Below are 14,354 nucleotides of genomic sequence, written 5' to 3'. Positions count from 1 at the left end.
CTCTCAGCAGCGGCACGGCCCGGGTCATGGATGTCGCCTCCTACAATGGCGATGTCTACCTGACCGTCACCGACGGGGCGGACAGCGGCCACTACCGGGTGAACGGCAACAGTGTGACGCTGGTGACGGCCTACCCCAATGGCGGCGCCACCCAGGCTACGGCACTGGGCCTGGCGACCATCAATGTCAAGCTGGCGCCCATGGTGAACAACACCCTGGACCTGGTGGGCATCGTGGCCGGCGGGTCCACGACCGTGGCCGCCAGCCTGGCGGTCACGGATATCGACAGCCCCAACCTGACCGATGCTGGTGCTTGCCGGCTGTTCGGTGACACCCGAACCGGTGACACTGGACCAGCAGATCGCGCAGGCCAGCGCCAACCGGCAGGCCATGTTCGCGGCCCAGGAGGCGCTAACCGGACCGGTCACGCCGGAACAGGCCATGGCCCGGACGCTGACGGCCGAGGATGTGCCGGCGGACGAGGTGGCGATCTGGGCGGAGCACCTGCCGGCCCATGCCCTGCTTGCTGCCCCTGGTGGCCGGCGCGGACATGCCGCCCGTCGGCCTGTTGCTGGTGGCAAGGGACGAGCCGTTCGGCTAGGGGGAACGGCAATTGCTGGACCTGGCCGCCGGCGCCTATGCCCATGCCTGGAAGGCGCTGGTCGGCAAGGGGGCGAAGCGCCATCTCTGGCTTAAGGACCGGCGCAAATGGGCGATGGCGGCGGGCGGCATCCTGCTGCTACGGCATGATGGCCTATCGGCTGACCGGCAGCTTCGATGAGGACAGCCTGGCCGGCAACGACAGGGTGCGCCTCGGCCTGAAGGGAACCGCCAAGCTGGAGGGGCGCTGGACGGTGCTGGCCCTGCATGTCCTGCGCCGGCCGCTGGCGGCATTGCGCCTCTGGCTGGGCTGGTAGCGATGGCGATCGCCATGGCCAATGCCGGCGACGAGGCCAGGCCCATTCCCCTGCCCCCGCTACGGGAAGAGCTGAACCTGCATCCCGCACCGCCCGACCATCATGGCGCCCCGCGCTGGACGCTGGAGGACCCGGATGGCTATTTCCTGCTGTCCGACGCGCTGGACATGGCCAATCTCCAGGACCGGTCCTTCGCGCTGGCCCGCTGGCATCTGCGCGAGACGCTGTTCGGCCTGGGAGAGCCGGTGCCGGAGGAACTGCCCGGCCGGCTCAGGCGCTTCCTGATCCTCTATGCCTATGGCGTCTGGATCTACCGCTTCTTCCTGTTCCTGGGCATCTTCCTGTTCGCGGTGGAAATCGTGTGGTTCATCGGCCTGCCGATCTGGCGGGAACTGACGGAATGGAGCAAGCGGCGAAGCGGCCTGCGTTTCAACCGCGCCACCCTGCGCACTGGCCTGCTGGCGCTGGCGGGACTGGCCCTGGCGCTGATGCCCTGGGGCGGCAGCGTGCGCGCACCCGCCCTGCTGCGCGCGGCCCAGCAGGCGGGCTTCTACGCCCCGGCCGGCGCCCGGCTGGCGGTACTGCCGCAGTCGGGCGCCATGGTGAAGGCGGGCGATCCGCTCTACCGGCTGGACGATCCGAACCTGGCCCACCGTCTGGCCAGCACGGAGCGGGAACGGGCGCGCCTGCGCTGGCAGAACAGTTTCCTGACCATGGACCGCGCGTCCGCCGCGTCCCTGCGCATCGTGCGCATCGTGCGCGAGGATTATCCGCCGCCCAGGCCAAGCAAGCCGCCCTGAAGCTGGAACAGGCCCGCCTGACCGTCACCGCGCCCTTCGACGGGCGGCTGGCCGACATGCCGCCCCCCTGGCCACCGGCGAATGGCTGGGCACCCTGACCGCCCCCGATACGGCCCAGGTCGAAGCCTATGTCGGCGAGCGTGACCTGCGCCGCCTGCAAACCGGTGCGCAGGCCAGCTTCATCGCCGAGGCCGGCGGCTGGCCCACGGTGCGCCAGAGCCCGGTCGCCCACGCGCTGACGACCGCAATCGCCGTGCTCCGGCGCGAGGCGGGGTTTTAGAGCCTGACCACGACCCGGCCGCGGATGCGGCCGGACAGGATGTCGCCCGACCGTGAAAGCAGGTCCGGCAGGGTGGTTTCCGTCACCATGCTTTCCAGCAGGTCCGTGTCCAGATCCGTGGCCAGCCTGTCCCAGGCCTGGCGGCGCAGGGCGGCGGGGGCCAGGACGCTGTCCACCCCGCACAGGGTGACGTTGCGCAGCACCAGGGGCAGCATGCTGGCCGGCAGGTCCACACCCTGGGCGATGCCCGTGGCCGCCACCACGCCGCCATAGCGCAGGCTGGCGCAGATATTGGCCAGGGTGTGGCTGCCGGCGGTGTCGATGGCGGCCGCCCAGCGCTCGGCCTGCATGGGGGCGCCGGGGGCGGACAGGGCGGCACGGTCGATGATTTCCGCCGCCCCCAGCCGGCGCAGATAATCCGCTTCCTGCATCCGGCCGGTCGAGGCGACAACGCGATGTCCCAGGCCCGACAGCAGGGCGATGGCCACGGAACCGACGCCGCCGCCGGCCCCCGTCACCAGCACCTCACCGTCACCGGGCTTCACCCCGTGCCGCTCCAGGGCCAGGACGCAAAGCATGGCGGCATAGCCGGCGGTGCCGATGGCCATGGCCTGCCGGGCCGTGAGCGATGGCGGACAGGGCACCAGCCAGTCGCCGCCGACCCGCGCCATGCCGGCATAGCCGCCCCAGTGCCGCTCGCCCAGGCCCCAGCCATTGGCGATCACCCGGTCGCCGGGCCGCCAGCGCGGATCGCGGCTGTCCATCACGGTGCCGGCCAGGTCGATGCCCGGCACCATGGGAAAGCGCTGGATCAACGGGATGGCACCCGTCAGCACCAGCCCGTCCTTGTAGTTCAGGGTCGAATATTCGACCGCGACGGTCACGTCCGCATCGGGCAGGTCGGCCGGGCTCAGGCGCGTCAGGGACGCGTGCTGCCTTCCATCCTGGTCCTTGTCGACCAGGATGGCGGGAAAATCGGTCATGGCTGTGTCCTCGGGTTCGGCTTGACGGGTTCAGGGACGGCGCAACCGCTCCAGCAGGGCGCGGCCGTTCAGCAATCCCCAGGGGATCAGCAGGCCGGTCCGCGCCTTGTAATCGGCCCAGCCGGGATGGCGGGAGATGGCGTGGTCCTTCTGATACATGCGCGGCAGGAAGGTGGAAAACGTGGCCAGGCCCACCACCGCCCAGGCCAGCCAATGGTCGGCCAGCATGGCGAAGGCCGAATAGAGCATGATCTCGCCCAGGTAATTGGGGTTGCGCGTATAGGCGTACAGCCCGCCGGTGAACAGGCCCGACTTGTGCTTCAGCGTGAAATGCCGCTGCCCGTCGGCGGCGATCATCGTCACCACACCCAGCGTGTGCAGCGCCACCGCGGCAGCCAGCATCGGCCCGGACGGTTCCACATGCCGCGCGATGAACAACCAGGGGATCAGCCAGTACCAGGCGATCAGCAAGACATACATGTTCAGCGCCCCCCACCAGGCCGTGTCACGGTCCAGCTGATGGTCCCTGAACCCCAGATCCTTGATCAGCCAGCAATAGCCGTAGACCCCGTGCAGGGAGAGATAGATCCAGGCCCCGGTGCTGAAATTATCGTAATGGTCCATCATCGCGTAGATGATGAAGACGGTGGCGATCTTGTGGAAATTCACCGCGGTTGCGATCTTGATGCGCGGCTTGCCCGCCGCCTCGAAGATCAGATGCCTGTGGATCCACAGCATCAGCCGGGCCCAGGTGGGCACCGGTTCGCGCTCCGGCATGCTTGTCGAAAGGGTGGCGTCGACCATGGTTTCCTCCCTCAATCGATCGCGTAGACGCGATAGGCCACACCGCCCGTGACCACCCGGCCGACACCCACCGCACAGATGCCGTTCAGCCAGGCATGGCCGGGGCTCGCCGTCTCGAACAAAGGCAGGGTGCGGAAATAATAGCGATCGCCGGCCAGCGGATCGGGATTGGCCAGGTCCAGGACCCGGGCCTGGATTTCCGCCGGGATGACCAGCCGCCCGCCATAGGTCAGGTGGATCAGGGCGCCGTCATCGGCTTCCACCAATGCCCGCACATCCAGCACGATCGACCCGTCGCCGCGGATGCGGGCCCAGTCGCCGCCATGGGGCAGGAACCGTCCCTTCAGGCGCGGCCCTTCCAGCCGGCCCCCCGTGACCGGAAAGATGGCCCGCACCCCTTCCGGCGTGGGGCCGACCATGATCGGCGTGCCCAGATCGACATGGGCATCGTAAAGCCAGGTGCCGCGCAGTTCCGCTGTCATTCGCCGTTTCCTCCCCATTTTCTTCACGCGGCCAGATAGCCGCCATCGACCACCAGTTCCGCCCCGGTCATGTAGCTGGCATCGTCACTGGCCAGGAACAGCAGGGGCCGGGCGATCTCCCGCGGGTCGGCCATCCGGCCCAGGGGGATTTTGGCCAGCACCGATGATGAAAACGCCGCCGCCTGTTCATCGGCAAGGCTGGCGATGGCGTCGGTCACCAGCTTCGTCACCGTGTAGCCGGGATGCAGGGAATTGACGCGAATAGGATAGCCAGCCGCCGCACAGTGCAATGCCGCCGCCTTGGTCAGCTGCGACACCCCGCCCTTGGATGCGTTGTAGGCGGCCAGCAGCGGTTCGCCGACATTGGCGGCGATGGAGGCGACATTGACGATCACCCCACCACGCGCCTTCATGGCCTTGATGGCGGCGCGCGTGCCCAGGAAGACGCCTTCCAGGTTCACCGCCATGGTCTTCCGCCAGACATCCAGGCTGGAATGTTCGGCATCGGCCATGATGCCGATGCCGGCGTTGTTGACCAGCACGTCCAGACGCCCGTGCCGCCGCAGGATATCCGCCACGATGGCATCCCATCCCGCCTCGTCCGTCACATCCTGGACCAGCGCCTCCACCCCACGCAGAGGGGCAAGCGCGCGGGCCAACCCGGCCTCGTCCCGGTCGCTGGCCACGACCAGCGCCCCCTCCCGCGCGAATTCCGCCACGGCGGCCAGCCCAATGCCGTTGGCCGCCCCCGTCACCAGCACGATCTTGTCCTGAAACCTGTTCATTTGATCCCCCCTTACACTTGTTCCTCAAACGCCGGCGCCGCGTGTGCGGCGCGGCGGCAGTCGCCGCCGGAGCGGCTTCCCGTCCCGGGAAACCGCTCTAGAACCGTGCCGTGAATTCGACGCCATAGGTGCGGGGCATGCCGCGGTTCAGGTAGTCCAGGCCGAAGATGTTTATGTTCAACCCATAGTTGTAATAATATTTGTTGGTCAGGTTCTTGCCCCACAGGGCCACCGACCAGTCGGGCGTGTCGTAGGTCAGGCGGGCATTGAACAGCCAGTAGCTGGGATTGCCGCAGGCGATGGCCGGGCCGGCCTGCAGGATGTTGAAACCGGGGGCCGGCTTGTCACACGGGCTCTGGCCGTAATCCTTGAACGGGTCGAAATAATATTTGCCCATGAAGGACGTGTCGCCCCGCAGCTTCAGGTCGCCCGGACCAATGCTGGCGATATCCCAATCGAACCCGCCGGAAAATGTGACCTTCGGCGCGTTGGGGAACGGGTTGCCATTGACATTGATGGTGGGGCTGGACGGGTTCGTCGCATCGATGCGGTTGCCCTTGTACTTGGTGTTCAGCAGGCCCAGCGTAGCGTCCAGGCGCAGATCGTCCGCCGCCTGCACCGTCAGTTCCGCCTCCCCGCCATACAGCCGGCCATTGGCACTGCGGGTAAAGGCGGTGGCGCCGATGATCTGGGTCACCTGGTGGTTGGCATAGTCGTAATAGAAGCCGGACAGGTTCAACTGCACCCGCCGGTCGAACAGCCTTGTCTTCAGGCCGGTTTCATACGCGTCCACCTTTTCGGGGTGGATGTAATAGACCTGGTTCAGTCCCTGATAGGCCAGGCCGTTGAAACTGCCCGACCGGTAGCCGCGGCTGTAATTGACATAGCCCATGATCTCGTCGGTGAAATCATAGGACAGGTTGGCGCGGCCGGTCAGGCGGTTGGCGTTCTCCGTCTGGTCCAGGGCCGGCAGTGCCGCGTTGTAGGGATAGGAATAGGGAATGGTGCTGGTGATGATGTTCTTGCCGGACAGGTCCATGATGGTGGTGCGGCCGTTCAGGTACTTCACCTTGTCCCAGGTATAGCGCAGGCCCACGGCCAGCTTCAGATCGTCGGTCAGGTCGACGCTGACATCGCCGTAGATGGCCTTGGACGGACGCTTCACCGTGAAATACTGGTCACCCAGGATGGGAGCGAACGGCGGGGCACCGGCGGAGCGACAGGCCGCCGAGATCGCCCCGCCGAAGCCGCCGCCACTGTCATTGTTGGCGGCGATGTCCGCCAGCAGCGCCAGCAGCGAGCGGGCATCCAGGAACCCCTTGGGATTGATGGTGACAGGCGCGCAGAAGCCGGCATCACCGGGCTTCAGATTGGGGTTCAGGGCGAAGGCCGGGATCACGCCGATACTGTCCGGCGTGGCGATGGCCGGATTGCCGTAGGAACCGGGCAGCCCCGCCCCCAGCAGCAGCGGCCGCAGCACGCCGAAGAAATCCGGCTGGTTGTGGGTATAGACCTTGTCCTGCCCGTAATAGGCGCCGCCGATGACACTCAGCCCCTCCCCCTCATAGGCCAGGCGCATATCCTGGTTGAAATTCTTGCTGGAGGAATAATAGCGGATGGAGCAGAGGTCGTTGGGCGAGCCATCGCAATCGAACGGCGCGTTGCGGTACTTACCGGTGTCGTAGCCGGTGATCGAGGTCAACGACAGCGCGTCCGACAGGTCGTAATTGACGGTCAGCGAACCGCCGCGCGAGGAGGTGAAATAGTTGCCGCCCTGGTCGGCCGCCACCTCATCCTCCCCCAGCAACCGTCCGCCCAATGCGGCTTGGGGCGCGAAGCGGGAATAGCCCAGGGCGTCCTTGCCACCGCCCAGCTGTCCCTGGGCATAGGGGGTGGCGGCCACGGGATTGTCGCGCGCCGCGAACAGCTTGACGGTCACGTCCAGCGCGTCCGACGGCTGCCAGCGCAGGGTGGCGCGGCCGGCGGCGGAATTGGTGGTGCCGACATCGCGGTCCTGCACGGGGTTGAACAGCCAGCCATCACCCTTGGCGATGGTGCCGGCCAGGCGGATACCCAACTGGTCGGGGATCATCGTCGCCTCCACCGCCCCTTCCGCCGTCTTGGTATCGTAATTGGCATAGCCCAGGGTCAGGTGACCCTCGTTGCCCTCCAGCGACGGGCGCTTGGTGAAGAAGCTGATGGCGCCGCCCGTGGTGTTGCGGCCATAGAGCGTGCCCTGCGGCCCGCGCAGCACCTCCACCCGGTCCAGGTCGTAAAGCTGCTGGCCGTGGCTGGCCCGGAAGCTCTGATAGACCTCGTCGACATAGACGCCGACGGGCGAGGCGGTGGAGGCCGAGAACTCGTTGGCCACCGAGATGCCGCGCAGCGAGAAATTGGGCTGGGTGCGGCCATAGGGCGTGGTCACCTGCAGGCTGGGCATCGCGCCCATCAGGTCCGACGTCTCGCTGATACCCCGGCTTTCCAGCGTGTCGGCACTGACGGCCGACACGGCCACGGGGACTTCCTGCAAATTCTGGGCGCGCTTCTGCGCCGTGACCACGATCTCCTCCAGCGTCACCGCCTCCTGGGCGGCGGCCGGGCCGTTCGCCGCCAGGGCCAGCAGCAGGGCCGTGGCCGACGCGGACCTCAAAGATGCCTTCATGGTGGATACCTCCCGTTCGTTCGTTGAACCGGGACGCGGTTTTCCTTTCGCCGCGGCATCCTGGCCGCAGCGGGGCGTCCCATCTGGGTGTTTCTCGAGGAAACGCGGGGGCGTCAGGTCGCCCGCGCCTCCCAGGAATGATAACCGCGCTCACCCCAGCAATTCAGGATGGCGCGGGCGCCGATGGCATGGGCCGGCGACTGGAAGCCCGTGGACAGCAGGCGCCCGTCCAGAATGCGGCGGCAGGCCTCCGCTGCCAGGGCGCCGGTCTGCATATAGGGTGCGTTACCGCGCAGGATGACGCTGACCCCCGTCATATTGCCCCGCCCGATGCAAGAGATGACGGACCGGTTGCGATCCGGATCCTCGCGGCCCGGTTCCACGCTGGTCAGGGTGCCGCCGATCTCGTTGGTCACCCTTTCCTGCTCCTCCACGGGCAGGTCGCGGTATTTCTCCTCGAACTCCTGCAACACCGACAGCACGGCGCCGAACATCGCCTGGTTCTTGAAGGCGACCAGGGTCAGGCAGTTGCTGACGCGCCTGTCATGCTGGTACCAGACCGGTTCCCCGCCGCCCGACCAGGGCAGCGCCTTGAACAGGCGGTGCTGGTCCGGCCCGCGCACATCATAGGCGGTGGCATAGGGCCACATGACCAGCGCGTTATGCTCCAGGTAATATTGCGGCTTGGTGCACATGCGCAGGAAGGATTTGGTCGACGCCACCGACGTGTTGCTGTCGGCCAGGTAGAGGATGTCCAGGCTGTCCACGCCGGGGGTTTCCAGCGCGATCTCCGCCGCGATATTGCCCGCCGCCCACATGTAGGACGCGGCGGGGCAGAGCAGCAGGCCCCGGGCCGCGAACGCCTCCCCATAGGTGTCGCGGATGAAGGTCATCCAGTCCGCCTCCCCGGTCGTGTCCAGGTAATGGCAGCCGGCCTCCAGTGCGGCACGGACGACGGGCTCCCCCAGCTGCATGAAGGGGCCGGTGACGTTGTAGACGACACGGGCACCGCGGAACAGCTCGGTCAGGGCGGCCTCGTCATGGGTGACGGCACGGATCTCGTACTGCGCGCCGGACAGTTCCGGTACCAGGGAAACCTGCTCGCGCAGCCGTTCCAGGCTGCGCCCGGCGGCGATGAAGGGGATGCGGGCCTCGGCCAGGTGCCACATGATCAGCTTGCCGGTATAGCCGCTGGCCCCATAGACGATGACAGGTGCGCTCATTTGGACATCCTCCCGTTCACGGCCACCGTGCATGGCCCTTCCTTGTTGAAAACCACCGCATCCCCGGCGCCCAGCAGGGCGATCAGATGCCGGGCCTGCGGTTTCTCCGATGCGGTCTTGGGTATTTCCCCGACAATCTGGACATAGCTGGGTATGCTGGTCGAACCCAGGGCGGTGGCGCAATGGCTGAAGATGCGGGCGGGATCGAATTCGCATCCGGGCTGCGGTACCAGGGCCACCACCACTTCCTTCTCGCCGGGCGCATTGCCCTGCGTCGCCACGCCATAGACATGGACGTCGGCCACCTCCGCCATACCGGCCACCGCCGCCTCGATCTCCACCGCATTGATGAAGTCACCATTGCGGCGGATGCTGTCACCCGCGCGGTAGCAGAAATAGACCCAGCCGCCGGCATCCTTGAACCCGACATCGCCGGTATGGAACCAGCCGCCGCGCGTCTTGGCCTCGCTGGCGTCACGGTTGCAGAAATAGGCGACGGGGGCGACACTGCCATCGGCGTTGCGGAAGCAGATCTCGCCCTGGGCCTCCACGGGCAGTTCCCCGCCCCCCTCATCCAGGATGGCACAGACGCTGCCCGGCGGCGGCTTGCCGATGGAACCGACCGGGCCGGTGCCGGGCGGGTTCAAAGTCAGCCCGCCCTCCGCCGCTCCGTAGAATTCGAACACGCGCAGGGCGAACCGCGCCTCGAACGCCCGCCACATGGCTGCCGGCATGCCGGCACTCAGCACATAGCGCACCTTGTGGCCCCGGTCATGGGCGGCCGGTGGTTCCGCGAAGATGGCCGTGGCCATGCCGCCCAGCAGGTTGAACATGGTGCAGCCATAGCGGTGCAGGATCGGCCACAGGCGCGACTTGGTGAATTGCCGGCTGATCACCAGACGCAACCCCATGGAAAGCGCGTTGCCCAGGGTGATCAGTTGCGCATTGGCATGGGTCAGCGACAGGCCGGTATAGGGCCGATCCTCCGCCGTCAGGCCGATCACCGACCCCAGCGCCGCCACCCCGGCGAAGCGGGCATAGGGTGCCAGGATGGCCTTGGGATCACCCGTCGTGCCCGAGGTGTAGAGCATCTGCATCGGCTCGGCCAGCGGCCGGGGCTGCGGATTGGCCCAGGGTTCGGCCGTGGCCAGCACGGTGGACAGCGGATGGAAGATGCCGTCCGCCTCCTCCCCGCCCAGCACCCAGACCCAGTCCAAGTGCGGCAGGCGCGGCAGCAGGGGGCGCAGTTCAACCACCACGTCCGGGGTGACGATGGCGCCCCGGCAATCGGCGAAACGCAGCATGAAGGACAGCTTGTCACCCTTCGTGCGCGGGTCGATGGGCACGAACACCGTGCCCGCCATTTCCGACGCGACCATGGCATCGACGAATTCGGGATGGTTGCGCATGACCAGGGCGAAGGCATCGCCCTCCTGCATGCCGGCCTGCTTCAGGGCACCGGCCAGGGTGCGGCCATGGGCCAGCAGGCCGGCATAGGTGCGCACCTCCTCGGCCAAGGTCCCGTCGGGCCGCACATCGACGAAGGTCAGGACATCGCGGTCGGGAAAGGCCGCCACGCCGTCCAGCACCATCTTCAGGGGGGATCGCAGCGCGCTCATCTGGACAGCACCGTCATGACGATGGCGGCCGCGTCGCTGCCGATCCAGCCGCCGCCATTCTCGGCGACGGCGACCCGCGCACCCTCCACCTGCCGGGCGCCGCACCGGCCCTGCAATTGCCTTGTCAGCTCGAATATCTGCGCCAGGCCCGTGGCCCCGATGGGATGGCCCTTGCGCACCAGTCCACCGGACGGGTTGACCACCACCCGGCCGCCGAACGTCGTGGCCCCGCTGCGCAGCAGATCCGGTCCGCCGCCGGGGGGGCACAATCCCAGCGCCTCGTAATAGATCAGCTCCGCCGGCGCCGTGGCGTCATGCAGTTCCAGGCAGTCGATATCGCCGGGCGTGATACCGGCCAGGGCGAAGGCATTCTCCGCCGTCTCCGTCGTCACCGATGCCCGGCCGGGGGCGGGGTCGAAACCGCTGTTCAGCACGGCGCTGCGGATATGGACGGGGGCCGGCAGGCCCAGCTCCGCCGCCGCCCTGGGCGACACGATCACCGCCGCCGCCGCACCATCGCCGATGGGCGAGCACATGGGCAGGGTCAGGGGAAAGGCGATGGGCCGGGCGGCCAGCACCTGTTCCACCGTCAGTTCGTCCCGGAACTGCGCCAGCGGATTGCGCGCGCCATGGCGGGAATTCTTGGCCGATACAGTGGCGAAGTCGCGCTGCGTGGCGCCGCTGGCCGCCATATAATCGCGGGCCATGCGGGCATAGATGTCCATGAACACCGACCGCCGGTCCTTAGGCGCCGCCACCCTGTCCACATCCGACAGGTCGCCCGTCAGATAGGCGTCCAGCTGTTCGGGATGGTCGATATCGGTGGCGCCCATATAGACGCGCATGGGCCGTTCCTTGTCCTCATGGTAGAGCTTCTCCACCCCAAAGGCCAGGACTACGTCATAGGCGCCTAAGGTCACCATGGTCGCCGCCTGCTGGAAGGCGGTGGACGCCGTGGCGCAGGCATTCTCCACATTGACCACGGGCACCCCGCCCAGGCCCAGGCCGCGCAGGGCCACCTGGCCCGCGATCAGCGCCTGGCCCGTGACGATGCCGGCCCCGGCATTGCCGGCCCAGACGGCCTGGATACGGCCGATGGGGATGCCGGCATCGTCCAACGCCTCATTGATGGCCTGGTGCGCCAGGCTGGACAGGGTCCGGTCCAGATGCCGGCCGAACGGCGTCATGCCCACGCCGGCGATAAAGGCGTGCTGCTTCATGGGCGGAATCCTTCTTGAAGGTCCGTTGGTTCTTTTTGGGAAACGGAGACCGCAGCGCGGATCGGGCGTGAGCCGCGATCCGCGCTACGAAGGTCTCAAGCCGTCGGCGACAGCAGGTCCGGATCGACCATCAGGGTCCCGCCCTTGATGGCCAGGATCTCGTTGCAGCCATCCTCGATCAGGGAGGAGCGCGCGTCGCGGAAGATCTTCTCGACCGGATATTCCAGGGTCACGCCATTGCCGCCGAACATCTGTACGGCGTCGCTGGCCACTTCCAGCGCGTGCTGGGTGGCGGTGACCTTGGCGAACATGGCGGCCTGCAGGGCCGGCTGGTCGTTCACCATGTTGAAACTGGTGACGCGGCGGGTGATGGCGCGCGACAGCTCCACCTTGCGCGCCATATGGAACAGGCGCTTGGCCACGTCCTGGTGGCGGATGATCGGCACCCCGCCCTGCTTGCGCTCATGGGCATAGGCGAAGGCCAGCTCATAGGCCGCCCGCGCGCATCCGGTGAAGGTGGCGCCCATCAGGGCATTGGCCTCCGTATGGATGGCATAGACGCCCTTCTTGTAATCCTCCGGCGCCAGCAGCAGATGGTCGATATCCAGTTCGACATTGTCGAAGAACAGCTCCCCCTGCGGCAGGGCCCGCTGGCCCATCTTCTCCAGCGGCTTCCCCTTGGAAATGCCGGGCGCGTCCAGGGGCACCACCAGCACCGCACCCCGATGGGGATCGGCGGCGCCATCCTTGGTCTCCGCCGCGCAATAAAGGATGCAGAGGTCGGCGATGGGACCGTTGGACACCCAGGCCGATTTCTGGCCGCGGATGGTGACCTTGCCGTCACCGATGCGGGCGACGCAGTTGGGCCGGCCATAGGCACCGCGCGGATGGGCGATGGCGCTGTTGCTGTCCAGCATGTCGGACCCGTGGTCGGGTTCGGTGATGCCCCAGCAGCCGGTCAGCGTCTCCGGATAGGTCTTGGCCACGAAACTGTTGCCGAACTTCGCCGCCATATAATGCGGCAGCATGCCGGCCCCGACGGAGATGGCAAGGCCGGCATCACCCCAGCCCAGTTCCTCGAACAGCACCGTGAACAGGGCCGGCAGTTCTTCGGCGGGGAAATCGGCCAGACCGGCCACATCGATGCCCAGCTTGGCATATTCGCGGCGGAACTCCCAATAGCGCGAGCCCTTGTCCACCACCTGTTCGGCCGTCAGCCGGTCCAGATGCCGGCCGATGGGGCGCATCACCTTGTCGGCCAGGCCATGCAGGCTGTCGCGCAATGCCGCCACCGTGGGCGGCAGCGGCGGTTCGGCCCCCATGGGCCCCAGCTTGACCGAAGGCGGACTGTCCCATTGCGCGAAGGGGCGTGGGCCGGAAACGACACCGTCTTCCGGCAGCGTCAGGCGCTGATCCATCTGTTTCTCCTCCCTGGCCCCGCCCCTCATTGCCGGGGGCGGTTTCCTTGGCAAAGGAATATTCCGTCAGATGGCCTAAAATTAGAATGGCTTTAACCGCCAAAAAAATGTCTTTAACTGCCATACTGGCATTCACAACGGCGAGGGACCATGCGAAGCGATTCCCTGCTGACGGTCCGGTTGTCCAACCAGAGCATCCGGATCATGTCGGCCGTGCTGACCGAAACCGGCATTCCCCTGGTGCCCTTGTTCCGGCAGGCGGGGCTGGACCCGATCCTGGCCCATGATCCGCATGGGGAGGTCAGCGGACCGGAGGAACTGCGCTTCCAGCAGGTGTTCGCGGCCGCGACCCGGCACGTGCCGGGCCTGTGGCTGAAGACGGGCATGCGCTACCGGCTGATGTCCTATGGGCCGCTGGGTCTGGCCGTGATGGCGGCGGCCGACATCGCGGAAGGGCTGCGCGTGCTGGACGCGTTCCAGGCCCTGACCTATTCGCTGATGATCTACCGGGTGGAAAGCGAGGATGGGCAGCCGACCTCGATGGTGGCCGATGACAGCATGGCCCCGCCCGACCTGTGGGAATTCCTGCATGAACGGGCCCTGGGCTCGGCGACCATGTTCCTGCACGACATGCGGCAGGAACCCTTCCCCCTGGAACGGATTGACAGCGTGCTGGTCCGCCCGCCCAACTGGATGGAATGCGAAAGGCTGCTGGGTGTGCCCGTGCGCTTCGGTCAGGCGCGCACCCGCTGGGTTTTCAAGCCCGGCATCGGTGCCGAACCCCTGCCCATGGGCAGCCCGCTGCTGGAGGAAACCTATCAGCGCATGTGTACGCAGCTGATCGGACAGGCACGGGTGACGGACCCGTTCGTGGCCCGGGTCTATGCGGTGCTGGTGCGTGCCGCCCGCACCTTTCCCAGCGCCATCGAGACGGCACGCCAGTTGGCCGTGTCGGAGCGTACCCTGCACCGGCGACTGGCGGACCAGGGGCTGGCCTTCGGCGCGATCCTGGACCAGGTGCGCCAGCAACGCGCCTGCGACCTTTTGCAGCGCTCCCTGCTGAGTGTGGAACAGATCGCCGACATGCTGGGCTTCCAGGAAGCAGCCAGTTTCTCCCGCGCCTTCAAGCGCTGGACGGGCACGACGGCACGGCAGTGGCGG

General features: G+C 67.1%; 13 protein-coding genes. 4 read left to right on the top strand and 9 right to left on the bottom strand.

Features of this window, described 5'->3' with window-relative positions; all coding sequences use genetic code 11:
• Nucleotides 1–613: 613 nt before the first annotated feature.
• From ACM9HJ_RS30585 to ACM9HJ_RS30575, 3 genes are read left to right on the top strand one after another with little or no spacing between them, the layout of a single operon-like run.
• Nucleotides 614–781, top strand: a complete 168-nt coding sequence (locus ACM9HJ_RS30585; RefSeq protein WP_416575594.1) for a hypothetical protein — start codon at nucleotides 614–616, stop codon at nucleotides 779–781.
• Complete coding sequence (locus ACM9HJ_RS30580) at nucleotides 747–917, top strand: hypothetical protein (protein ID WP_416575593.1); 171 nt, start codon at nucleotides 747–749, stop codon at nucleotides 915–917. The genes ACM9HJ_RS30585 and ACM9HJ_RS30580 overlap by 35 nt, the downstream gene beginning before the upstream one ends.
• A 2-nt stretch (nucleotides 918–919) precedes the next feature.
• Nucleotides 920–1,717 (top strand): hypothetical protein, encoded by a 798-nt coding sequence (locus ACM9HJ_RS30575; protein ID WP_416575592.1) that lies wholly within the window; start codon nucleotides 920–922, stop codon nucleotides 1,715–1,717.
• Nucleotides 1,718–1,993: 276 nt separating this feature from the next.
• Here ACM9HJ_RS30575 and ACM9HJ_RS30570 read toward each other — a convergent pair whose 3' ends face one another.
• The 9 genes from ACM9HJ_RS30570 to ACM9HJ_RS30530 all read right to left on the bottom strand — a co-directional run bounded on the left by ACM9HJ_RS30570 (nucleotide 1,994) and on the right by ACM9HJ_RS30530 (nucleotide 13,193).
• Entirely contained in the window at nucleotides 1,994–2,980 is a 987-nt protein-coding gene (locus ACM9HJ_RS30570) for an MDR family oxidoreductase (protein WP_416575591.1), read from the bottom strand.
• 30 nt (nucleotides 2,981–3,010) lie between these two features.
• Complete coding sequence (locus tag ACM9HJ_RS30565) at nucleotides 3,011–3,784, bottom strand: methyltransferase family protein (protein WP_416575590.1); 774 nt, start codon at nucleotides 3,782–3,784, stop codon at nucleotides 3,011–3,013.
• A gap of 11 nt (nucleotides 3,785–3,795) precedes the next feature.
• Nucleotides 3,796–4,266, bottom strand: a complete 471-nt coding sequence (locus tag ACM9HJ_RS30560) for a DUF3237 domain-containing protein (RefSeq protein WP_416575589.1) — start codon at nucleotides 4,264–4,266, stop codon at nucleotides 3,796–3,798.
• Between the two features lie 23 nt (nucleotides 4,267–4,289).
• Nucleotides 4,290–5,051, bottom strand: coding sequence for a glucose 1-dehydrogenase (locus ACM9HJ_RS30555; RefSeq protein WP_416575588.1), 762 nt, complete (start codon nucleotides 5,049–5,051; stop codon nucleotides 4,290–4,292).
• A gap of 97 nt (nucleotides 5,052–5,148) precedes the next feature.
• A complete protein-coding gene (locus ACM9HJ_RS30550; protein WP_416575587.1) occupies nucleotides 5,149–7,713 on the bottom strand; it encodes a TonB-dependent receptor in 2,565 nt (854 codons plus the stop codon).
• 113 nt (nucleotides 7,714–7,826) lie between these two features.
• A complete protein-coding gene (locus ACM9HJ_RS30545; RefSeq protein ID WP_416575586.1) occupies nucleotides 7,827–8,936 on the bottom strand; it encodes a saccharopine dehydrogenase family protein in 1,110 nt (369 codons plus the stop codon).
• Nucleotides 8,933–10,555, bottom strand: a complete 1,623-nt coding sequence (locus ACM9HJ_RS30540) for an AMP-binding protein (protein WP_416575585.1) — start codon at nucleotides 10,553–10,555, stop codon at nucleotides 8,933–8,935. Before ACM9HJ_RS30540 ends, ACM9HJ_RS30545 begins: the two co-directional genes overlap by 4 nt.
• A complete protein-coding gene (locus tag ACM9HJ_RS30535) occupies nucleotides 10,552–11,775 on the bottom strand; it encodes a thiolase family protein (RefSeq protein WP_416575584.1) in 1,224 nt (407 codons plus the stop codon). Before ACM9HJ_RS30535 ends, ACM9HJ_RS30540 begins: the two co-directional genes overlap by 4 nt.
• Nucleotides 11,776–11,870: 95 nt before the next feature.
• Entirely contained in the window at nucleotides 11,871–13,193 is a 1,323-nt protein-coding gene (locus tag ACM9HJ_RS30530) for an acyl-CoA dehydrogenase family protein (protein ID WP_416575583.1), read from the bottom strand.
• Nucleotides 13,194–13,343: 150 nt separating this feature from the next.
• On the opposite strand from ACM9HJ_RS30530, the gene ACM9HJ_RS30525 reads away from it, so the two are divergent.
• The coding region (locus ACM9HJ_RS30525) for an AraC family transcriptional regulator ligand-binding domain-containing protein (RefSeq protein WP_416575582.1) at nucleotides 13,344–14,354 on the top strand (1,011 nt) is incomplete at its 3' end.

It is taken from the genome of Niveispirillum sp. KHB5.9 (assembly GCF_048066115.1).
Classification (GTDB): domain Bacteria; phylum Pseudomonadota; class Alphaproteobacteria; order Azospirillales; family Azospirillaceae; genus Niveispirillum.
This window is presented reverse-complemented; position numbering and strand designations above follow the sequence as displayed.